Source organism: Flavobacterium aquidurense (genome assembly GCF_001404985.1).
In the GTDB taxonomy this organism is placed as follows: Bacteria; Bacteroidota; Bacteroidia; order Flavobacteriales; family Flavobacteriaceae; genus Flavobacterium; species Flavobacterium aquidurense_B.
Genome location: NZ_JRLF01000010.1, coordinates 134,154 through 154,362, shown reverse-complemented (window position 1 = coordinate 154,362; position 20,209 = coordinate 134,154). Strand labels below are relative to the sequence as shown.

Annotated in this window: 20 protein-coding genes and 3 tRNA genes; 15 read left to right on the top strand and 8 right to left on the bottom strand. The window is 31.6% G+C overall.

Features of this window, described 5'->3' with window-relative positions:
• The first annotated feature begins 1 nt into the window (after nucleotide 1).
• The 7 genes from RC62_RS09180 to RC62_RS09150 all read left to right on the top strand — a co-directional run bounded on the left by RC62_RS09180 (nucleotide 2) and on the right by RC62_RS09150 (nucleotide 5,184).
• Nucleotides 2-949: a hypothetical protein gene (locus RC62_RS09180; protein WP_055094758.1), complete on the top strand. Its 948-nt coding sequence runs from the start codon at nucleotides 2-4 to the stop codon at nucleotides 947-949.
• A 4-nt stretch (nucleotides 950-953) separates the two neighbouring features.
• Entirely contained in the window at nucleotides 954-1,391 is a 438-nt protein-coding gene (locus tag RC62_RS09175) for a hypothetical protein (RefSeq protein ID WP_055094757.1), read from the top strand.
• Nucleotides 1,354-1,905: a hypothetical protein gene (locus tag RC62_RS09170; protein ID WP_055094755.1), complete on the top strand. Its 552-nt coding sequence runs from the start codon at nucleotides 1,354-1,356 to the stop codon at nucleotides 1,903-1,905. The genes RC62_RS09175 and RC62_RS09170 overlap by 38 nt, the downstream gene beginning before the upstream one ends.
• A gap of 2 nt (nucleotides 1,906-1,907) precedes the next feature.
• A complete protein-coding gene (locus RC62_RS09165; RefSeq protein WP_055094753.1) occupies nucleotides 1,908-2,858 on the top strand; it encodes a hypothetical protein in 951 nt (316 codons plus the stop codon).
• 89 nt (nucleotides 2,859-2,947) lie between these two features.
• Nucleotides 2,948-3,172, top strand: coding sequence for a hypothetical protein (locus tag RC62_RS09160; protein WP_157472445.1), 225 nt, complete (start codon nucleotides 2,948-2,950; stop codon nucleotides 3,170-3,172).
• A gap of 24 nt (nucleotides 3,173-3,196) precedes the next feature.
• Nucleotides 3,197-4,444 (top strand): energy transducer TonB, encoded by a 1,248-nt coding sequence (locus RC62_RS23100; protein WP_055094749.1) that lies wholly within the window; start codon nucleotides 3,197-3,199, stop codon nucleotides 4,442-4,444.
• 218 nt (nucleotides 4,445-4,662) lie between these two features.
• Entirely contained in the window at nucleotides 4,663-5,184 is a 522-nt protein-coding gene (locus RC62_RS09150; protein WP_055094747.1) for a hypothetical protein, read from the top strand.
• A 118-nt stretch (nucleotides 5,185-5,302) separates the two neighbouring features.
• On the opposite strand, the gene RC62_RS09145 is transcribed toward RC62_RS09150, so the two are convergent.
• Entirely contained in the window at nucleotides 5,303-6,856 is a 1,554-nt protein-coding gene (locus RC62_RS09145) for a S41 family peptidase (protein WP_082421254.1), read from the bottom strand.
• Between the two features lie 366 nt (nucleotides 6,857-7,222).
• On the opposite strand from RC62_RS09145, the gene RC62_RS09140 reads away from it, so the two are divergent.
• Together RC62_RS09140 and RC62_RS09135 are read left to right on the top strand one after the other, a co-directional pair.
• Nucleotides 7,223-9,235, top strand: a complete 2,013-nt coding sequence (locus RC62_RS09140; RefSeq protein ID WP_055094743.1) for a M13 family metallopeptidase — start codon at nucleotides 7,223-7,225, stop codon at nucleotides 9,233-9,235.
• A gap of 311 nt (nucleotides 9,236-9,546) precedes the next feature.
• On the top strand, nucleotides 9,547-10,032 hold the full coding sequence (locus RC62_RS09135; RefSeq protein ID WP_055094741.1) for a hypothetical protein: 486 nt from the start codon (nucleotides 9,547-9,549) through the stop codon (nucleotides 10,030-10,032).
• Between the two features lie 76 nt (nucleotides 10,033-10,108).
• On the opposite strand, the gene RC62_RS09130 is transcribed toward RC62_RS09135, so the two are convergent.
• The 4 genes from RC62_RS09130 to RC62_RS09115 form a co-directional block, all read right to left on the bottom strand.
• Nucleotides 10,109-10,181: transfer RNA gene (locus tag RC62_RS09130), tRNA-Met, on the bottom strand.
• A gap of 127 nt (nucleotides 10,182-10,308) precedes the next feature.
• Nucleotides 10,309-10,833, bottom strand: a complete 525-nt coding sequence (locus RC62_RS09125; RefSeq protein WP_055094739.1) for a DUF4269 domain-containing protein — start codon at nucleotides 10,831-10,833, stop codon at nucleotides 10,309-10,311.
• Between the two features lie 72 nt (nucleotides 10,834-10,905).
• Nucleotides 10,906-12,435, bottom strand: a complete 1,530-nt coding sequence (locus RC62_RS09120; protein ID WP_055094737.1) for an ArnT family glycosyltransferase — start codon at nucleotides 12,433-12,435, stop codon at nucleotides 10,906-10,908.
• A 151-nt stretch (nucleotides 12,436-12,586) separates the two neighbouring features.
• Nucleotides 12,587-13,129, bottom strand: a complete 543-nt coding sequence (locus RC62_RS09115; protein ID WP_055094735.1) for a DUF4494 domain-containing protein — start codon at nucleotides 13,127-13,129, stop codon at nucleotides 12,587-12,589.
• A gap of 304 nt (nucleotides 13,130-13,433) precedes the next feature.
• On the opposite strand from RC62_RS09115, the gene RC62_RS09110 reads away from it, so the two are divergent.
• The 4 genes from RC62_RS09110 (at nucleotide 13,434) to RC62_RS09090 (ending at nucleotide 15,516) form a co-directional block, all read left to right on the top strand.
• Nucleotides 13,434-13,730: a hypothetical protein gene (locus RC62_RS09110; protein WP_055094733.1), complete on the top strand. Its 297-nt coding sequence runs from the start codon at nucleotides 13,434-13,436 to the stop codon at nucleotides 13,728-13,730.
• A gap of 5 nt (nucleotides 13,731-13,735) precedes the next feature.
• Nucleotides 13,736-14,356: a hypothetical protein gene (locus RC62_RS09105; protein WP_055094731.1), complete on the top strand. Its 621-nt coding sequence runs from the start codon at nucleotides 13,736-13,738 to the stop codon at nucleotides 14,354-14,356.
• A gap of 90 nt (nucleotides 14,357-14,446) precedes the next feature.
• On the top strand, nucleotides 14,447-14,770 hold the full coding sequence (locus tag RC62_RS09100; RefSeq protein ID WP_055094729.1) for a hypothetical protein: 324 nt from the start codon (nucleotides 14,447-14,449) through the stop codon (nucleotides 14,768-14,770).
• A 410-nt stretch (nucleotides 14,771-15,180) separates the two neighbouring features.
• Nucleotides 15,181-15,516 (top strand): hypothetical protein, encoded by a 336-nt coding sequence (locus RC62_RS09090; RefSeq protein ID WP_055094727.1) that lies wholly within the window; start codon nucleotides 15,181-15,183, stop codon nucleotides 15,514-15,516.
• 88 nt (nucleotides 15,517-15,604) lie between these two features.
• On the opposite strand, the gene RC62_RS09085 is transcribed toward RC62_RS09090, so the two are convergent.
• From RC62_RS09085 to RC62_RS09075, 3 genes are all read right to left on the bottom strand, one after another.
• The gene (locus RC62_RS09085) at nucleotides 15,605-16,699 is read right to left on the bottom strand and encodes an exopolyphosphatase (protein ID WP_055094725.1); all 1,095 of its coding nucleotides are present in this window, start codon (nucleotides 16,697-16,699) and stop codon (nucleotides 15,605-15,607) included.
• 454 nt (nucleotides 16,700-17,153) lie between these two features.
• A tRNA-Glu gene (locus RC62_RS09080) sits at nucleotides 17,154-17,225 on the bottom strand.
• A gap of 222 nt (nucleotides 17,226-17,447) precedes the next feature.
• Nucleotides 17,448-17,520: transfer RNA gene (locus tag RC62_RS09075), tRNA-Met, on the bottom strand.
• Between the two features lie 116 nt (nucleotides 17,521-17,636).
• On the opposite strand from RC62_RS09075, the gene era reads away from it, so the two are divergent.
• Together era and der are read left to right on the top strand one after the other, a co-directional pair.
• Nucleotides 17,637-18,518, top strand: a complete 882-nt coding sequence (era, locus tag RC62_RS09070) for a GTPase Era (protein WP_041517423.1) — start codon at nucleotides 17,637-17,639, stop codon at nucleotides 18,516-18,518.
• 380 nt (nucleotides 18,519-18,898) lie between these two features.
• Nucleotides 18,899-20,209, top strand: a complete 1,311-nt coding sequence (gene der, locus RC62_RS09065) for a ribosome biogenesis GTPase Der (RefSeq protein WP_055094723.1) — start codon at nucleotides 18,899-18,901, stop codon at nucleotides 20,207-20,209.

The following is a 20,209-nucleotide window of genomic DNA, read 5'->3' as shown; positions in this document are numbered from 1 at the left end:
AATGTTAGCGCAAAATAAATTTTTAGTCTTAGTTTTTTGGGGGTTACTTACCCTAACAAGTTGTGCCCAAACTACAAAAAAACAAGAAAACATGAGTGCCGAATACAGAGATAAAATAAAAAATATCTATAAAGAAGTAAAAACTTATAATTATAATCCTACTTATCAATTTAAATATGATAAATTCAATTGCCCAATGGAATTGTATGTCAATGATGTTTTAGTTTTTTATCTAGGATCAGGTGGAAAATCTACAGGAGAACAAAATATAGATATACCGCAATATATTCTAAAAAGTGGTAAACAAAGTATTCGCATAAAAATTTATCCATTATTAGACAAGAACAAAAATTTCGAAAATTTCGTTTCAAAAGATGCTCAATTAACCTTAAGAATAGTCCATGGAGAATATTACAAAATGAAATTTGAAGATTTTAAAGAAGTTTTCCGTATGAAACTACCTAAAGTAACTGTCGATGTACCTTATATTGAGCTAAAAGGGGAGTTCGAAGCCTTAGTGCCTTACGAACTAGCAGGTTGGAGCAATGGAGTAGATTTAAGTAAAGAAGACCCTAAAAAACTAGAAGAAGAAGTGTTAGGTAGGCTAAGAGAAATTATGAGTCTTTATGAAACCAAAAACATAGAAGGACTTGCCAAAGAACATTTTAAATACTTGACAGAATATTATAAATCAATGTATTACAGCAAAAAAGAAGATTCTAAGTGGGAAGAGGAAATACACGAAGCTTTAGATGAATCTACAAAAACAGAACTATTAGAAGGAAGAATGAAAATAATGGGTGAGGGTAAAATTGTAACTGTTCTAATAGAAAATGGTGTTTTCCGTAATAAATCTGTAATCCGTACAAAAGTATATAAAGCTTATGACTTTTATCCTCAATATTTTTACCGCCCTGCACCAGGTGCACGATTAGAAGTAATACGATAAAATAATGTTAGCAAAAATTAAATCTTTACTCTTAGTGTTTTTGGGTCTACTTACCCTAACTAGTTGTGCACAAGCCACAAAAAAGCAAGAAAACAGGAATACCGAATACAGAGACAAAATAAAAAACATTTATAAAGAAGTAAAAACATACGATTACAATCCGGTTTACCAGCTGAAAGTAAACACAAATTTATGCAGTTATGAAGCATATATAAATGACATTTTGGTAGATTTTTCATTTACACCGGGAAGAACAGCAGGAGAACAAAATATAGATATTGCTCAATATATACTTAAAAGCGGGAAGCAAATTGTTCGCTTTAAAATATATCCCAAAGCAATAAAAAAGGGGATTTTAGAAAGCTTGGTTGACAAAAATGCTGATTTTAGTATAAGAATTGTTCATGGAAGAATATTACAAAATGAAATTTGCCGATTTTAAAGAAGTTTTTCGTATGAAACTCCCTAAAGTAACTGTCGATGTACCTTATATAGAATTAAAAGGTGAGTTTGAAGCCATGGTGCCTTACGAGCTTGAAGGGTGGAGCAAGGGAATGGATTTAAGCAAAGAAGACCCTAAAAAACTAGAAGAAGAAGTGTTAGGCAGGATGAAAGAAATTGCGAGTTTGTATCAAAATAAAGATATTGAAGGACTAGTAAGAGAACAATATAAGAGAATGCAGGAAGTAGACCAATCTTATTATTTCAATACCAAAAAAAACTCAGAAGAGTTATTGGTTGAACTACAAGAATCATTAAATGAGTCAAAAAAAACAGAACTTTTAGAAGGCAAAATGAAACTAATGGCTAACGGGAAATTGGTCACAATATTAGTTGATAAAGGTGTATTCTTTAATGAGGGTATAATACGCACAGACATTGGGGACTCATATGCTTTTTATCCTCAATATTTTTATCGCCCTAGTCTTGGAGCAAAACTCGAAATTATTAGATAAATATGAAATCGATTTATAAATTTTTCTTATTTTTTAGTGTGTTGTTGTTGCAAAACAGTTGCGCACAAAATAGCAAAGAAAAGAAAACCATGATAACCAAAGAACAATATAACAGTATATCCAAAGAAGTAAAAAAATACGATTATAACCCAACTTATCAACTTAAAGTAAATACTAATCTTTGTACTTACGAAATTTACATTAATGATATGTTGGTTGATTTTTCTTTTACAACAGGAAGAACAGCTGGTGAACAAAATATTGATATTCCTCAATATATTCTTAAGAGTGGAATTCAATCTGTACGTTATATTGTTTATCCAAAGGCTATAAAAAATGGAATCTTAGAGGAATTTGTAGATTATGATGCTGAATTTAGTTTGCGAATTGTACATGGAGAATACTACAAAACACAATTTAAAGATTTTATCGAAGATTATCGTACAACATCACTTAAAATAGAGGATGATATTCAATCCATAGAAAAAGAGGAGAAGTTTACAGCAAAAGTTCCTTACGAATTAGAAGGCTGGAGCAAAGGAGTAGATTTAAGTAAAGAAGAGCCTATAAAACTAGAAAAAGAAGTGTTAGAAAAATACAATGAATTTAGAGATTCATTTAGTAATAGAGATGTTACTTCAATAGCAACAATGATATATAATAGAGAAAAAGAAATAGCGCAAGCCTTTTTTTTTGATTCAGAAAGGAGAGGTAATTACAACAATGGTTGGAAAGAATTAGAAGAAAAATGCAATGCTATAATTGAAATGAAACCAATAGATAATTACTCTATGAAAATATTAGGTAATGGGAAAATTGTCTGTTTATTGAAGAATGAAGGTAAACTAAGAAATTTTCCTGTTGTTTATGGAACCACAGGTGAAAAATTAAGATTTTATGGATTGTTTTTTTATCGCCCTAGCCCAGGAGCAAAACTCGAAATTATTAGATAAATATGAAATTAACTTATAAATTTTTCTTGTTTTTTAGTGTGTTGTCGTTACAAAACAGTTGTGCCCAAACCACAAAAAAACAAGAAAATATGAGTAGTGAATACAGAGACAAAGTAAAAAATATTTACAAAGAAGTAAAAAGGTATGATTACAATCCTACTTATCAATTAGCATTCGATGCTAATTTATGTACGTACGAATTATATATAAATGATTTATTGGTTAACTTTTCATTTACACCGGGAAGAACCGCAGGAGAACAAAATATAGATATACCCCAATTTATCCTTAAAAGCGGCAAGCTAACTAATTAAAAAATTATACAAGTTAAAAATCAAATGAAATTAATCATCATCATTCTATTATCAATAATAAGTCAAATTGGTAATGCCCAAGAGTATAAAAAGATAAATTCTTCAAAACTTATTTATAAAAGGAATGGATTCTTTGCAAAAAAATCCATTTCTATTACGAACAAAGATGGGTCAAAACTACCCATGGGTTTTTACGAAACGATAATGGAAAAAGAAAAATATCCAACCCAATTTTACATTAGCTCAAAAGGGAATGTTGATGGACTTTTCTTAGAATATCATGCCAATATTTTATTTATCAAAACGATCTTGAAGGAAGGGATATGGCAAAGTGACGTTTATTTTGATTCCGCAGGAAAAACGACGGATAGCTTACATATAAAAAATAAGGATATTGAAACTTACAATAATACGCTAAAAAAATGGGAACCCAAATCTCTGCTAGTTTATGCTAATTATCGCTTTGATGAAAAAGGGAAAATTTATGAAGAAACTTATGGGCGCCATAAAGATGATTTGAAAAAATATTTTTATTATGAAGATGGAGCATTAAAAGCAGATGAAACCTGTTTCTATTATCGCAAAGAATATGATAGTTTGGGAGTGTTGACACAACAAATCGACTATAATTGGGAAACAAAAGAAATTCAAACTTTAGGTTATGAAAACGGGAAACTTGCAATAAAAAAGGTGGAATTTGATGAAAATCAAATTTGGAATCCAGACGGAACAATTACCAAGAGCAAAAAAACTCACAAGCCAAACCATATCAGTAAAAGTTATATAATAGAAACAGAATATTATCCAAACGGAAAAATTTATCGATATAAGAAAAATGGGGAATCTAAAGAATATAGAGAAGATGGAACGGAAGCGATATATACTCCAATGATAAAAGCGGATCCCGAAATGGATAATGAAACCGAGCCTACTGCTGATGAAGATTTAGAGAATAAAGTATACCAATCAGGAGCAATAGAAATAAAACCCTCGTACCCAAATGGTATTGATGCTTTGTATAAATTTTTTCATGATAATTTTATAACGCCAGAGGTGGAAGGACTGCAAGGAACAGTTTATCTTTCTTTCATCGTCGAAAAAGACGGCTCACTATCAGATATTAAGATTCTCAGAGATATTGGATACAGTACAGGACAAGAGTCTGTTCGGGTTTTACGTAAATCTGAAAAATGGGTTCCTGGAGAACAGAAGGGCAAAAAGGTAAGGTGTCTCTATACCCTGCCTATTAAGTTACCATTGCAATCAAAATAATGGCAATGTTAATATACATTTCTAATTTCAATGCTCTTTTTAATTACTCGTCAACATATTATTCTTATGAATTTTGCAATGATAATGGTAAATGTAGTGAATGTACAGCAAGCTGTTTGTAATAATCAAGAATTGAAATATACACGCTTTTTTTCTGTAAAAAAATGGAATTTACCTATTTAAGAAAATAATTGTGATGAAACTTTTAAAATTTAGAAATGTATAAAAGAAAAATAACAAAAGAGGAAATAGAATTTATCAGTAAAATATTTAATAAAAAAGTAAAAAGTTCACTTTTTATTATTGCAGTTTTTTCACTTCTCCTTTTTATTTTTCTTTACTGCTTGTCCATAAATTGGATAGATTATTTGCTAGTAAAAATTGTATTAATACTTATTTCACTAATTATAGGTTATCTTATTATAAACTCAATATATAGCATTGTTTCATTGAATATAAAAATCAATACCTGTAATATTGACTGTATAGAGGCTGAATTTAAAGTTCAAAATAAGGATGTCCTCACCTATACATACGATACTTCTTCTAACTCAGAATATTTTAAGATATTTTTAATAAATACTTTTAATAACGAAAAGAAAAGAATTTATGTGGAACAAGAGGATTATAGAAAGATTAAAGAAAAGGATTTTATAAAAATTATATATTTTGACAAAGTTAATATTCCCTATGAAGCGATTCATAATGATGAAAAAATGAACAAAATAAGTTTCTTTTAATAGATTGATATTGAATTAGATAATTGTTTTCATTAGTAATTTCCTAATATGAATTGATTAATCTTTCAAGCCATGCAATCATTTCATCTCATGTATTTACGAAGTATTAAAAAAGAAATTATTTCATTTTTATAATTTTAAGGATAAACTCCATTTGTGTATCCTTATATTGTAAAAAATCATCCAGAGATGGCCATACTTCATAGTCCGGCATAATACCATGTCCTTCTGGCTGATTATCCTTTTTTGGTGCATCCTGTACCAGATTTACAATCGAAAATTGTGTTTTTATCTTCGAATTAGGAAGTTCATAAACCAGAGGTGAGTGTCCGTTGTGACGATAGTAGCCCCCAACGGTTTCTACGCCAACTATAGTAACATTTTTAACATACGCTTTTACCAGAGAAGCAAAATGTGAAGCAGCTGATGCCACATTTTCGTTAATCAAAAGATAAACATTGCCTTTAAACGCGGGTGATTTAGGATGATAAACCGGATTGTATTTTGGGTTTTGCACGCTTATATTGTTTTTAAAAACCGGATAGACATCTTTTAGATATTCTTTTCCCATTTTTTTAGAAATACTATCCATTCGTTGTGAGGTCGAAACGCCCCAGAAATAGTTCTCGAAAGGCAACAAGTTAGGGTCAAAGATTATAGTAGCTTTTTCGTTTTCTTTAAATGATTTATCGGTTAGGTACATTACAGGCTGTTCAAATGTAGGGTCGCTGCCGCCGGGATTATTTCTAACATCAATGATTAGATTAGAAACCTTGTTTTTGTCCAGTCCTGTAAAAACGCTATCCAAAAACTTAACATAGGTTTCAAATTTAGGATCGTCTGATCCGGATGCCATACCAAACCATCTTATATTTAATAAACCTGTAGCCGGATTGAGCATGCGAAAGCTGTACGGAGCTTGCTTTTTATAATCTATCAAATCAGTAACAGGAGCACTAAATCTATTTTTAAGGTTTGTTTCTCTTTGCTTCAGCGTTACTGCAGGAAGCACCTTTTTTTCAAGAGATTCAGATTTTGGTGAATTGTATTCTATAATGAATTCATTATTAAGACCATATTCCAGCAGATAGTTTATCCCAAACGATTTATTTACGCTGGCAGATAATTTTTGTGTAGTGTTATAACCATCTGCTGTATAATATTTATAAAAAGATTGCATCAATTGTGCGTCATTTACTCCATTTATTCTTCTGATCCTTGAACCGGGTGGTATATCTGATGATTGACCATCGAAAATAATTTGACCGTTAATATACATAAGAGGATAAGGAAAAAAAGATTTTTGGCGATTCAAAAAATTCATTAAATCGAGATCAGGAATGGTATAATTATGTGCACTTCCTTCATAATCTGCCAATTTGAGCATTATTTTATAAAACTCAGTAACACTCATTGGCTTTTTAATACTTTTAATGGTAGTGTTGTAAATACTGTCTATTTGTTTTTTAGAGCGGTATTGATATAAACCGGAATTTGCTTTTTCGTTTATGGCAAGAAGTATTTTAAGATCCTCATGCATCTGTTTTTCTGAAAGCATTTTATTGTACAGTATTAAACTATCTTTCGGGGTCTTATCAAATCCTTGCGCCTGAATTTTGCAGGACAAGAAAAATAATAATGTAAAAATTAGTATCAAATTTTTATTATTCATAATACATTAGCTATAGGTTATAGTATATTTCAGTTTTTTATTCTGCTTAATTAGAATGATATCTTTTGTTATTGACAATCTTTTACCTTATTTTTCACTGTATTCTTGTGGTAAAAATAAGATAAAATTTGTATTAATTTAGTCTTGAAAGCAACTGTAGCCCGGAACGTTATTCCGGATTACTGCATTCACGATAAATAACTGTTTGTAATTATGATTTTTATAAGTAGTAATTTTACAAAAATTTTAGAATTAAAAACCGAATTCGTATATTGTTCTGCTTAAATTAATTAAGCCCGATATATACATTTTGATATCTGGCTTCAAAAGTTTTTTAGTTCATTTTTAATAGAAATAGCCTGGATTATGAAAAATTCATTAATGCTCTTCATTGCATTCTTAGCTTTTACAGCATGCTCAAAACATGAAGGAAAAAAAAATATTGCTATCACTGGAATAGATTCCACGTTGCGGCCTGGTAATGATTTTTTTAAATATGTAAATGGCAAATGGTATGATTCTGTATCCATACCTCCATCTCAAGCCGGAGTTGGTGCTTATATGTTTATGAATTTTCCACAACGAATGCGCCTGCAGGGAATATTAGACAGTATTTCGAAAAGTAAGAATCCCGAAGGAACTATAGCACAAAAGGTGGGAGACTTTTATGCATCAGGTATGGATACTGTAACCATAGACAAACGTGGTTATACACCTATTAAACCCCTGCTTGCCAAAATTGATGCCATTACCGATTTACCGTCGTTAATGAACTTTGTAGGTAATCAAGTAAAAGTTTCCAATTTTTCTATTATAGCTTTTGGAGTGTCACCTGATGATAAACACAGCAGTATGAACATCGCCCAAATCTATCAGGCAGGTATTGGTTTGCCTGACAGGGACTACTATTTCAAATCAGATTCATCGACTGTTGCTATACAGAAAGCGTACAAAAAATACCTTACTGCATTATTTCAACAAACCGGCAGCAATGCTCAGGAAGCTGAAAAAAATGCTAATTTGGTTTACGATATCGACAAACAACTTGCCACCGCACATAAAACAAAAGTTGAACTTAGGGATGTGCAGGCAAATTATAATAAAACGGCTGTGACAGATCTTGCAAAAAGACATCCAAATATAAACTGGACTGCTTTTTTAAATAATATAGGTGCTAAAACCGATTCTATTAATGTAGGCCAACCTGCCTATTATGATGCACTAAATAAGCTTTTAAAAACCATCCCGATTAATAATTGGAAAATTTACCTGAAAGCAAATTCTATAGAAACATATGCAGATGATTTAAGTAAACCTTTTGTCGATGCTTTATTTGAGTATACCAAAGTGCTTTCTGGTCAGGCTGTTCAAAAATCACGTGGCGAAAAAATGGCTAATGTGGTTGATACTTTCTTAGGCGAAGCGTTGGGTGAATTGTATGTAAAGAAATATTTTTCGGAAGATGCCAAAAAACGCATGTTAGTTCTGGTGAATAACCTGCAAAAAGCGTACGGAAAAAGAATTGATAAACTGGAATGGATGAGTCCGGCAACGAAACAAAAGGCCAAAGAAAAATTGTTTGCCATGACCAAGAAAATAGGATATCCGGATAAATGGAGGGACTATAGTAAAGTAAATATAGCCAGAAATACGTATTTTGAGAATATGGTTTCGGCTTCTACGGCTGCATATCAATTTCAATTGGCAAAATTAGACAAACCAGTCGATAGATCAGAATGGTATACTACAACTCCAACAGTTACGGCATATAATAATCCTACCGCAAATGAAATTGTTTTTCCTGCAGGTATTCTACAGCCTCCATATTTTGATAATAATGCAGATGATGCGCTTAATTACGGAGGTATAGGTATGGTTATAGGTCACGAAATAACGCATACTTTTGATGATCAGGGGGCTCAATATGACAAAGATGGTAACCTGAAAAACTGGTGGACAAAAGAGGATTATGCACAGTTTAAATCAAGAATACAACAGGTTATCAATTTGTACAGTACCTATACCGTTTTAGACAATCTGCACATTAATGGCGCAATGACAGTTGGTGAAAATACGGCAGATATTGCCGGAATAGCAGTTGCCTACGATGCTTTTAAAATGACCGAACAAGGAAAAGGAAACACAAAAATCGACGGTTTTACTCCGGATCAACGCTTCTTTATTTCTATAGCCAAAATATGGAGAGTAAAAATGAAAGACGAGTTCCTGCGTTTATGGATTAACAATAATCCGCATTCTCCACCAAACTGGCGTGTTAATGGTCCTCTAATGAATACAACCCCATTTTACGAAGCATTTAATGTACAACCTGGAGATAAAATGTTCTTGCCGAAGAAAGACAGAATAACAATTTGGTAATTCGCTCTTCAAAGTTTGACAAAAAAAGCGCAAATATCACAGAGATATTTGCGCTTTTTTTTGGTTTTTTATAAGTCTTAAAAAAGTATTCAAGATTTTTACACCTGCTGGCGCGAGCGTCCCGCTCGTGAATGCAAAGGGATGTTTACAAATAGATATAAACAAAAAAAGCTTCAGATTTCTTTGAAGCTTTGTCTTAGTAGCGCGAAGCATCGAAATATCTAACCAGTTTTTTGAAGATTTTTATAAAATAGCTTGAGTGATAAATAAATATTTTTTTTAATTTACGGCATAATAGATATTGATAGATTATGACGGAAAAATATAAAATAGCATCAGAAAACCTTGCTAGAGCCATTGATATTTCAATAGATGTAATTCAAAAGTTTCCTCCAGAAGAGTGGGTTGAACATTATGTCACTAAAGATAAAAATCAAATTACTCATTTTATAGATTTAAAACGGGAATGCAAAGAAAATGCTTTAAAACCTGAGCCAAGATTTGCTAATATGCAAAGTTTAAAGTACGCTATAGAAGATGTTTTTACTTATTTTCAGGAAGGTCATGGGAAATTTGTGGAAGAGTTTTGGAAGGAAATTAAGACTCAAAATTTACCATATAAAAGAGAGAACAAAATGGCCAAAATTTTAAAAAGAAAAAAAATCAATAGCATACATGAGTATGATTTTGTAATTGATGTAATAGTTCCATATCAGCAAGAAGAACTTGTTAATAAGGAAGAAGTTGCTCTTTTAAATGATTTAATTTCAGAATTTGAAAATCGAAAGAAGAAGTAATTTCTCCGCTTCCTGAAAAGCTCCTTGTTATAAGTGCAAAAAAAAGCTCCAGATTTCTCTGAAGCTTTTGTCTTAGTAGCGGGAACAGGACTCGAACCTGTGACCTTCGGGTTATGAGCCCGACGAGCTGCCTACTGCTCTATCCCGCGATGTTTCGGGTGCAAAGATAAGCAGTAAATACGGTTTTGCAAAGAAATTTATGAATTATTTTTAAAATTACGCTTTTTTCTGGTAAATGTCTAAAATTTAGAGGTTTAAATACGTAGCATTTAAGACTTATATTTTATATTCTAGTAATTCCAGATAAGGATTTCCTTTTAAACCCAATAAAAAAGCAAAAGCAGGTTCGGTTTTATAGCCGTTTTGTTTGAGTTTGATGATTTCTAATCTAAAAAAATCTCCTTTAGATTGTAGAATTTCATATTCAATAAGCATGTGTTTATATCCGTTTTGGTCTTTGGTTGGGATATTTTGTCCAAAGATTTCAATTTCAAAACCATTGATTTTAAAGTTTACAATAATAGATTCTTTATCATCGATCAAAGTTTCTCTGATTGTGAATTCATTTTCTTTTCCAAAAAGGGAATTCAGCTTTTCGATAAAATAGGTTTTATTTTTCCAGTAGCAAATAATATCAAGATCACTATTTTCGATATCAATATTTATCGGAATTGTTCCTACGAAGATTGGATCAAATTGAGATAGATTGAATAGGATTTTATTTTGAGTTAAAACATCAAATGCCTGAATCTGTTTTTGATTTCCGTTTTTTAAATAGTTAATATTAGTGAAGTCTGTCATTATTAATTGATTCAGGTTTCAATAGATTGCAAGCTTTGGTTGAACTGGAAATCTAACTTAGATTTTATTTAATTATTGTTTATTATAATTTTTCTCTTCTTTAATTTCGTCTTCAATTCTTTTATTAATATTGATTTTTGCATCGGTAAAAACATAAATGGTAGTTTTATATTCTCGTGCATATTTATTGGTTATTTCGCCTGCAATTTTAGAAGATTGAAAGAATGGTCCGGTTTCTTGAAATTCAGGATTATTTTCTTCATAGGTTTTTATCCTGATGAGGTTTTTGTATTGAATATCAAGATTAAACCAATTAACATAATCGGCATTAAATGAAACTGCTTTTATTCCTTTTTTAGAATAATAATTTATCGCTCCGGCTTGTCCATAATTGTCGCAAAGTACGAGGGTTTCCTTTTTATTTGGGATTAATTCATAAACCGAATCGGTTTTTCGGGCAAGTTCTTTCCAGCCTAGCATATCGGCAAAATCCTGAGGCAAATCATGATCTTTTCCGTCTTCCCATCGAAGCATTCCCAGTTTTTTATATTGCTCCGGATTTTTCATGATATATTCCGGGCTTTTATTGGGGAAAGCCAAATTGTACATCGGAATAAAAAATAATAGCGGAATAATAATAAACACGGGTTTTAAATACTTTTTCCAGCCTGTTTGCAATACTTGAGAAAGATAAGCGGCGCCAAATGCAATATAAATAGGATATAAACCAATTGCATAATACGCTTTGGCTTTGAAATACATAAAAACGACAAGTGTAAAAATAAGAGATGCAAAAAAAAGTTTGTATTTTTCGAAAGGTTTGTAAAACAACAAAGCATATAAAGCTGCAAGGATAACAAATAGAGAACCAATAAAAAACAAAATCTGTTCCTTTAAAAATCCTGCACGATCTACATTTACCAATTGAGTTTGGGATAATTCCTTCATATGGTGTACAATAGGAAAATGATTATTGTATTGCCATAATAAATTAGGAAGTATTAAAAGTAAACCCAGAATTAACGCAACATAAAGTTTTTTCTCGACTAAGATTTTTCTCTGGCCAGAAAGTAAAAGAGCAGGCATAAGACTAATAAGTAGAAAAAGAATGTTGTATTTGTTCAGGAAACCAAAGGAAAATACAATTGCTCCTATAAAAAACCATTTAGGCTTTTGAGTCGAAATGTATTGAATAATGACATAATAAAATCCTGTCCAACATAATACATCTAATGAATTAGGCTGATACAACATATTGATTCGCAATAACGACGAAAACAAAATACAGGTTGCTCCCAAAATCAAGGCGTATAAATTGCCTTTTAAAACTTCGATAGTTTTCCAGACAATAAAAAGTGTCAAAGCGCCAAAAAGGGCAGGAAAGAACTTTACCCAAAAAACAGTATTACCAAGTAAAAATATAATATAAGAAATCCAGGAAGTTACCGGCGGAACTGATAAATATCCCCAGGCGAGATGATGCGCCTGATCGAGATGTAAGTATTCATCGCGCTGCAAATCATAGTCAGCACTGATTAATAGATATTGCAAAACAAATTTTAAAATAATAAACCCAAGTAATATGATGGTTTTTTTGGTCATGAATATTTGGTTTGTAGGTTGTGAATGGCAGAGCTAATATATAATTTATTTTGAATTGAAGTTCAAAGTAAAGCGTTATGAAAGGATATAAAAACAAAAAGCCCCAGATTTCTCTGAAGCTAATTTTATTTTTTTATGGTTTTAGAAAAAGTTATTCCTCTAACGCATTTTCAAATTCCATGTGATCGATTTTTTCTACTTCCACAGGTTTTGAAGCTTTCAGGGCATTGAATCTTTCTAATTGTCCTGTTTCACCTTCTTCACCGCTAAAATACGGGAAAACATCCATGATTGGAGACTCAGAAACAGCCGGAATCGAATATTCTCCCATTGTGCTTTGCATTACATGAAGCGTATTGTCATAAGCTTCTCTTACATCATTTGCCTGCACAAGCATATACATATTCGTTTTTCTTTCTTTACCGCTTTCTTCATCATAAGCTAATAAAGAAACTTTTGATTTAAACCAACGATCTGCATTTTCAAAAGGGTGAATCTCAGCATAATTAGCCACTTTTATGTTCGTGATTTTAAATTCCTCACTTATATAAGCTGCCATTTCTTCATTTATTCTTTTTTCAGCTTCGGTATACGATAAAGCATCAACCAAATAAGGTTCGGTTAAAACTTTTTGTCCTCCGGTTTCATCAGTCTTTCTATATTTTACTTTGCATTCGTACCAAGTTGCGCTCATCTTCTATTGTTTTTTAAAGATGCCAAAGATAGATTTTACAGGAAAATAAAGGCTGAATTCCTGAAATAGATATTCACAATTTTAGATTGTATTTTGTAATGTTTTGAATGTGTGTTGATTAATGTTTTTTATCTACCTACCTGAATTTTCTTTCTTTTTAATTTAGAATAAAAGGTCACAGATTTTAATAACATATTTCTTTTCTTTACTTTAAAGACTTGTAATAAAAACCAATACGAATGCGCCAGTAATTATATTCTGTTATAATATTGCAAAAGGAAATAAATTAGCCAGTAAAACTTATATGATTTATACTGGCGTTAAAGATGGCGCACATTATATTGGGTTAACTTCAAATTTAAGTGCCCGATATTCAGCTGATGAGATAATTAAATATGGTGTAACACCATTGCTTGAAAACATACCAGGCAGAAATTTGGCGCGTGGGATAGAGCAAAATTTAATTAACCATCATGGTTTAGAAAATTTATCAAATCAAATAAATAGTATATCAAAAACTAACCAAGCTGGTAAACATGCTGGTACCATGGAAAATGCATTGCAATATCTCAATACTCATTTGCCAGGTTGGTCTAAATAAGAAATATGAAAAAAAATAAAATAGAAACAGGTTCAATAATAAAAATTTCTTTAGAACATGACTTAGGTTATGTATTAGCTAAATTTATTAATCTAAATGAAATTAAAGAGAGTATAGGTTATAATGAATTTATATACGTTTATAATCGTGTTTTTAAAACTGAAGATATAGTTTTTGATGATATTGACAATAATGAATTATTATTAGGAGGTGTTTATGTGCTTAATCCGTATCCCGCTTTGAAAAATAAGACATGGGAAATTGTAGGACTCCTTAAGCCTAAAAAACTTGAATTACTAATCCCTGATTTTAAAGATTTTGGGCCTGTATTTACTTTATATGAAAAAGACGCTAAAATTTGGTATTATATTCATAATGGCGAAGTAAATAATAGGGTAGTTACTGATTATGAACAAGTAAAACATCTAGAGAAATTTGTTTATCGTGCATATGGTTCAATTATGACACGTTTAACTATGGAAGTTATTAGGCAAAGTGGAGAAAAAATTGAGAATTATTATGAATTAAAGGAACATGATGATTTAGTATCATATTATAATACTATCTACACACCTATTTATTCAAGTATTCCAAAGGAAATAAGGGGCAAAGCGATTTTAAAATAGTAATATCAATTATGTGTTTTTTGGGTAGTGTTTCAGATTAGGTGTTTTTACAAAATGTCAATATGGAACAAATTATAAATAGATATAGATATGAAATTGATTGAACTGGTAAAACATTTAAAAAGTGTAAAAGAATCTGAGAAGTTTACAAATACACAATTGTCAGATATCGAATATGATCTTATCGATATGTATATGATTGAGAAGGTCGACCTAGATTCGGATATTGTTTTTTTTGATGCTGAAAAAACACCTAATAAACTTATTGTAGAAATTGAAGGGGTAACTTATGAAAACCTCTTTCCACTGAATATGGCACAAGATATGGTCGAAGAATTTGTTACTACCAAGGCAAGTGCGAGCGATCTCGAAATTGCAGAATTCCTAATAAATTATAGAGCAAAAGATGCTTAATAAAATTATATAAATTTGTACATTGGCTAATAATGGAGGTATAATGATAATGAGAAGGTGCCCCCGCTCCCCGAAGTGTTTCTTATAAAAAGCTGCGCAAATGTCTCTGACTTTGCGCAATTTTTTTGTTCTTGTGAATTTTAAATCTAATAAAAGTCTCCCGACTTTTTCACTACTATTTTTTAAAATAATTGACAGATAAAAGAAAATCAGTAAAAGAGATTTCTAAAACTTAAATAATTCGACATAATATACTTCCAATGCATTGCATACTTTTTCTAAAGTGGAAAGAGTTGTATTCGCATTTCCTTTTTCTAATCTGGAAAAATTTATTTTTTGAGTTATCATATAGGATAACCGATTTTTATAAATATATCACAAACTTTGAATTATCATAAAAGCGATATATAATGGACACAAATGAAATTGAAAGGTTAGAGAAATTTAGAAGAATATTAGTTCCGTATTTCAATACATTAAAAGCGCGAAATAATAAATCAGAAGTTTATACGGTTCAAATCAAGATGAGTTATTATGAAGTTGGCTGTGTGATTACAAATATGCTTAAAATGTGCGTTTTAACGTTGGATAATGACGGACATATAATGTCGAGTACAAACAAGAATCCAATAAACGTTTCTCTAATTTTAGAAATGGTTCTGGAGATGTTTCCTGTAGATGAATTTGAGCTTTTAGGCGATATTAATCAAGTCTTTAACTCAGATGCTGCGAACGTTGCTGAGTAGTTTTGCATTTTAATACAGAAATGAATTTTTTAAATAAAAAAAGCTTCAGATTTCTCTGAAGCTTTGTCTTGATATTTATAAGTAGAATCTAAAAATTAGTATTTACTTTTTTAGAACGATCCGCAATATGCGACATAAGCCAAGTTACTTGCCCGTCTTTAACAAAGTATATTTTCTTTGTTTCTACATTAGGAATGCTTTCCAGTAAGTTAAGCAAAATGTTATTTGCTGAGATCAGGTATTTCTGGTCATATGTGCTTAAAACTCTGGCAACTTCCTTATCTGTTTTAGAAAGTGTATTGTATTTACCAAAGTTGTTTTTTAGGACTGCATCGTAATTGATAACATCTTCTAAGGTAAAAGAAATATAATGATCCTTAACGTTTTCATTAAAATATAGAGTCGAAAATCCCCAAACTGCCCCTCCTGATAAATAGATTTTTTCCTTTTTTAAGATAAGAGGATTTGCGTCCAGCATTTGTTTGATCTTCTTGCGTAAAACGATATTAAAATCAAAAGATTTTTCCTGATAAGTCGACATGTCATTTACCTGACTTTGGTTAACAACCGTTTTTTTAACTGCATCAGTAACTGTCATGGTACCAAAATCAAGTTCAAGAGGTATAAACTCTAGTTTGTTATCTTCAAGCTCATCAATGTATCCGCCCTTAGAAGTTTGTGCGCCTATATCAAGTAAAATAGCATTTGCATAGTCAACAGGAGGTATTGCACCTTTTACTAACATTTTAGCTTCTTCCTGAACATTTATTATGTCTACACCTTTATTGGTTAGAGTCGAAATTTTGTTCATTAAAACATCGACATTGCGGGCAGATGAGAATACAGGAGCAGCAACGATAAATATATTTGCTTCAGGAACTTTAAATTCCGCTCTGATTTTCTTCAATTGTTCAACAATAACGTTACTGGTTTTGTTAATGTCGTCCTGAGGAACTTCGCCACTTGCGGCAATATGATCAGCAAGACTAATTCTCTCATTCGAGAAGTAAAGGATTTTATAGTCGGCTTTCTTTATATTGTTGATCTCCAGAATGGAAGTTTTTATTGCTCTTCTTCCAATTTCAATTCCTGCATAAAGATTTTTTTGAGAAAAAGAATTGATCGAAAAAAATAAACTTAAAAGAATAAAAAATAAAATTTGAGATTTGTTTTTCTTAAACATTGGATTTAGTTATGGTTATACTATAATTTTTGAATAAAGATTTTAACGTAATTATGTGAAAGTCATAATTTTTAATTGCAAACAACGTCTTTCAATACGAGATTGCAAATTTATAAAAACATTTACTAACATAAACGCAGTTATTAAGAAAAGATGTTATTTAATTATTAAGCTATTCTTTTAAGTAAGGGTTGTTGAACTTAATATTGTAACCTCTTGAAAGAGAGTGATAATTGGAATTATTTAATGAAGAATGAGCAATAATGTTTATTGTTTAGAATTGCTCTTATACAAAACTAAATCAATGTTTTTTATCTTATTATGAATCTTCTCATAAAAATAGGCTGAAAATATCTCTGATGTTTTACTTTTTTTGGCATTTGAAATTCTGAAACTGATAAAAGCAGAAAGTTTTGTAAATGAAAAAAGCTCCAGATTTCTCTGAAGCTTTTTGTAGCCCGTAGCGGAATCGAACCGCTCTTACATGGATGAAAACCATGCGTCCTAACCGATAGACGAACGGGCCAGTTTTTCTTAGCGGGTGCAAAAATGCAATTAATTTTACAATACACAAACAAAAAACGTATTTTTTTTTAATTTAATTTTTCTGTTTTTTCAATTGTTTGTGTAAATAGTTGTAATAGTGGTTCTTGGCTTCGAAGTCGAAATTAGTATAATTATCTATATTATTTTATAGAATTAATATAAACGAAAAAAGCTCCAGATTTCTCTGAAGCTTTTGTCTCTGTAGCGGGAACAGGACTCGAACCTGTGACCTTCGGGTTATGAGCCCGACGAGCTGCCTACTGCTCTATCCCGCGATGTTTCGGGTGCAAAGATACGCCGATTTTCTAGAAATCCAACGAAAACTTTAAAAAATGTTTTATTTTCTGTATTGAGTTGATATGACTACCTTTGCAAAATAAATATTACGCAAATGTCACATAAAGCAGGTTTTGTAAACATCATCGGGAATCCAAACGTTGGAAAATCAACATTGATGAACGCCTTTGTTGGAGAAAGATTATCTATAATTACTTCAAAAGCACAAACAACTCGTCACCGTATTCTTGGAATCGTGAATGGCGAAGATTTTCAACTTATATTATCGGATACTCCCGGAATCATCAAACCAGCCTATGAAATGCAGGAATCGATGATGAACTTTGTAAAATCGGCTTTTGAAGATGCTGATATCTTGGTTTATATGGTCGAAATAGGAGAGCAGGATTTAAAAGATGAAGCTTTCTTTAATAAAATTATCCACGCTAAAATTCCGGTTTTATTGTTGTTGAATAAAATCGACAATTCAAACCAGGAACAATTAGAGGAACAAGTAGCATTCTGGACTGCTAAAGTACCAAATGCTGAAATTTTCCCAATCTCGGCTTTACAGAATTTTAATGTACCGGAAGTTTTTGGCAGAATCATCGAATTGTTGCCTGAATCTCCTGCATATTATCCAAAAGATCAATTAACAGACAAACCGGAACGTTTTTTCGTGAACGAAACCATTCGTGAAAAAATCTTGTTGAACTATAGTAAAGAGATTCCGTACGCGGTCGAAATCGTGACGGAGGAATTCTTTGAAGATGAAAATATTATCAGAATTCGTTCGATTATTATGGTAGAACGCGAAACTCAAAAAGGAATTATCATTGGGCATAAAGGTGCAGCTTTGAAAAAAGTAGGTACAGAAGCTCGTGCCGATCTGGAAAAATTCTTTGGAAAACAAATTCATATTGAATTGGTTGTAAAAGTGAATAAAAACTGGAGAAGCAATGCCAATATGTTGAAACGTTTTGGCTATAATCAGTAATATAGTTTGGGCGTGTCCCTCCGGGTCTGGCTATTCGTTGCAATCTTTTGTTTCATTTCATTACACAAAAGGATTTCCACTTCTATCCCTCACGCATACAGAACTAAAAAGCAAACTTATAAAATAGAACACAGAAGACTATTTAGCTAGTTGATAAAAGAATAATAAATTAAATTTTATTGAAACGTCCCAAGGGTTCGGGAGTAGGAAATAGCTCCTAAAAAATATAAAAACTTAGGTACAGAGAAACTTAGCGACTTAGTCACTTTTTTAACTACCTTTGCAAAAAATTAAAATAAAGCATTTTGGATTCCAAGTGATTAGGTTTTTGGGGAACTAAAAATCTAAAATCTAAAGTCTAAAATCTAAAATTCAAAAAAATGAATAACATTGTTGCGATAGTAGGAAGACCTAATGTAGGGAAATCAACCCTTTTTAATAGGCTGATACAAAGAAGAGAAGCTATTGTAGATTCAGTTTCTGGAGTTACCAGAGATAGAAACTACGGTAAAAGCGAGTGGAACGGAAAAGAGTTTTCTGTAATTGATACCGGCGGATATGTTCGCGGATCTGATGACGTATTTGAAGGTGAAATTCGTAAACAAGTTGAGCTTGCTATCGATGAGGCAGATGTTATTATTTTTGTGGTTGATGTAGAAGAAGGTATTACACCAATGGATGATGTTGTTGCGCGCTTATTGCGTAAAGTAACAAAACCAGTTCTATTGGCTGTTAATAAAGTAGATAACGCAATGCGCGAAAAAGATGCTTTGGAGTTTTATAATCTTGGCTTAGGAGATTATTTTACGTTTGCAAGTATCTCAGGAAGTGGAACTGGAGATTTATTAGATGCTTTAATCGAATCTTTTCCAGAAAAACCGGAGCCAGTTCAGGAAGAAGTGGTTTTACCTCGTTTTGCTGTAGTAGGACGTCCTAATGCTGGTAAATCTAGTTTTATCAATGCATTAATTGGTAAAGAGCGTTTTATGGTAACTGATATTGCTGGAACTACACGTGATGCAATTGATACAAAATTTGACCGTTTTGGTTTTGAATTTAACCTGGTTGATACTGCGGGAATCCGTCGTAAAGCTAAAGTAAAAGAAGATTTAGAGTTTTACTCAGTAATGCGTTCTGTGCGTGCAATTGAACATGCAGATATTTGTATTCTGGTTATTGATGCAACCCGTGGATTCGAAGGTCAGGATCAAAGTATCTTCTGGCTTGCAGAGAAAAACCGTAAAGGTGTTGTGATCCTGGTAAACAAATGGGATTTGGTAGAAAAAGATACCATGTCTACACGTGATTACGAAGAGAAAATCAAAAAAGAATTAATGCCTTTTACAGATGTGCCAATTTTGTTCGTTTCGGCTTTAACGAAACAGCGTTTATTGAAAGCATTAGAAGCTACAGTTCAGGTTTTTGAAAACAGAAAGCAAAGAATCCCGACCTCTAAATTCAATGAGTTTATGTTGAAGGTAATCGAAGCTTATCCGCCACCGGCGACAAAAGGTAAATATGTAAAAATTAAATATTGCATGCAGTTGCCAACATTAACACCTCAGTTTGTGTTTTTTGCTAACATGCCACAATACGTTAAAGAACCGTATAAAAGATATCTTGAAAATAAGATCAGAGAAAATTGGGACTTTTCAGGAGTGCCAATCGATATTTATATCAGAGAAAAATAA

What these genes read in the sequence shown, in the direction of transcription:
- RC62_RS09090 (WP_055094727.1), top strand. Translation starts at nt 15,181, where the DNA reads ATGGACACAAATGAAATTGAAAGGTTAGAGAAATTTAGAAGAATATTA.
- RC62_RS09100 (WP_055094729.1), top strand. Translation starts at nt 14,447, where the DNA reads ATGAAATTGATTGAACTGGTAAAACATTTAAAAAGTGTAAAAGAATCT.
- RC62_RS09120 (WP_055094737.1), bottom strand. Translation starts at nt 12,435, where the DNA reads ATGACCAAAAAAACCATCATATTACTTGGGTTTATTATTTTAAAATTT.
- RC62_RS09105 (WP_055094731.1), top strand. Translation starts at nt 13,736, where the DNA reads ATGAAAAAAAATAAAATAGAAACAGGTTCAATAATAAAAATTTCTTTA.
- RC62_RS09125 (WP_055094739.1), bottom strand. Translation starts at nt 10,833, where the DNA reads ATGACAGACTTCACTAATATTAACTATTTAAAAAACGGAAATCAAAAA.
- RC62_RS09160 (WP_157472445.1), top strand. Translation starts at nt 2,948, where the DNA reads ATGAGTAGTGAATACAGAGACAAAGTAAAAAATATTTACAAAGAAGTA.
- RC62_RS09085 (WP_055094725.1), bottom strand. Translation starts at nt 16,699, where the DNA reads ATGTTTAAGAAAAACAAATCTCAAATTTTATTTTTTATTCTTTTAAGT.
- RC62_RS23100 (WP_055094749.1), top strand. Translation starts at nt 3,197, where the DNA reads ATGAAATTAATCATCATCATTCTATTATCAATAATAAGTCAAATTGGT.
- RC62_RS09140 (WP_055094743.1), top strand. Translation starts at nt 7,223, where the DNA reads ATGAAAAATTCATTAATGCTCTTCATTGCATTCTTAGCTTTTACAGCA.
- era (WP_041517423.1), top strand. Translation starts at nt 17,637, where the DNA reads ATGTCACATAAAGCAGGTTTTGTAAACATCATCGGGAATCCAAACGTT.
- RC62_RS09175 (WP_055094757.1), top strand. Translation starts at nt 954, where the DNA reads ATGTTAGCAAAAATTAAATCTTTACTCTTAGTGTTTTTGGGTCTACTT.
- der (WP_055094723.1), top strand. Translation starts at nt 18,899, where the DNA reads ATGAATAACATTGTTGCGATAGTAGGAAGACCTAATGTAGGGAAATCA.
- RC62_RS09145 (WP_082421254.1), bottom strand. Translation starts at nt 6,856, where the DNA reads ATGAATAATAAAAATTTGATACTAATTTTTACATTATTATTTTTCTTG.
- RC62_RS09170 (WP_055094755.1), top strand. Translation starts at nt 1,354, where the DNA reads ATGGAAGAATATTACAAAATGAAATTTGCCGATTTTAAAGAAGTTTTT.
- RC62_RS09110 (WP_055094733.1), top strand. Translation starts at nt 13,434, where the DNA reads ATGATTTATACTGGCGTTAAAGATGGCGCACATTATATTGGGTTAACT.
- RC62_RS09180 (WP_055094758.1), top strand. Translation starts at nt 2, where the DNA reads ATGTTAGCGCAAAATAAATTTTTAGTCTTAGTTTTTTGGGGGTTACTT.
- RC62_RS09150 (WP_055094747.1), top strand. Translation starts at nt 4,663, where the DNA reads ATGTATAAAAGAAAAATAACAAAAGAGGAAATAGAATTTATCAGTAAA.
- RC62_RS09115 (WP_055094735.1), bottom strand. Translation starts at nt 13,129, where the DNA reads ATGAGCGCAACTTGGTACGAATGCAAAGTAAAATATAGAAAGACTGAT.
- RC62_RS09135 (WP_055094741.1), top strand. Translation starts at nt 9,547, where the DNA reads ATGACGGAAAAATATAAAATAGCATCAGAAAACCTTGCTAGAGCCATT.
- RC62_RS09165 (WP_055094753.1), top strand. Translation starts at nt 1,908, where the DNA reads ATGAAATCGATTTATAAATTTTTCTTATTTTTTAGTGTGTTGTTGTTG.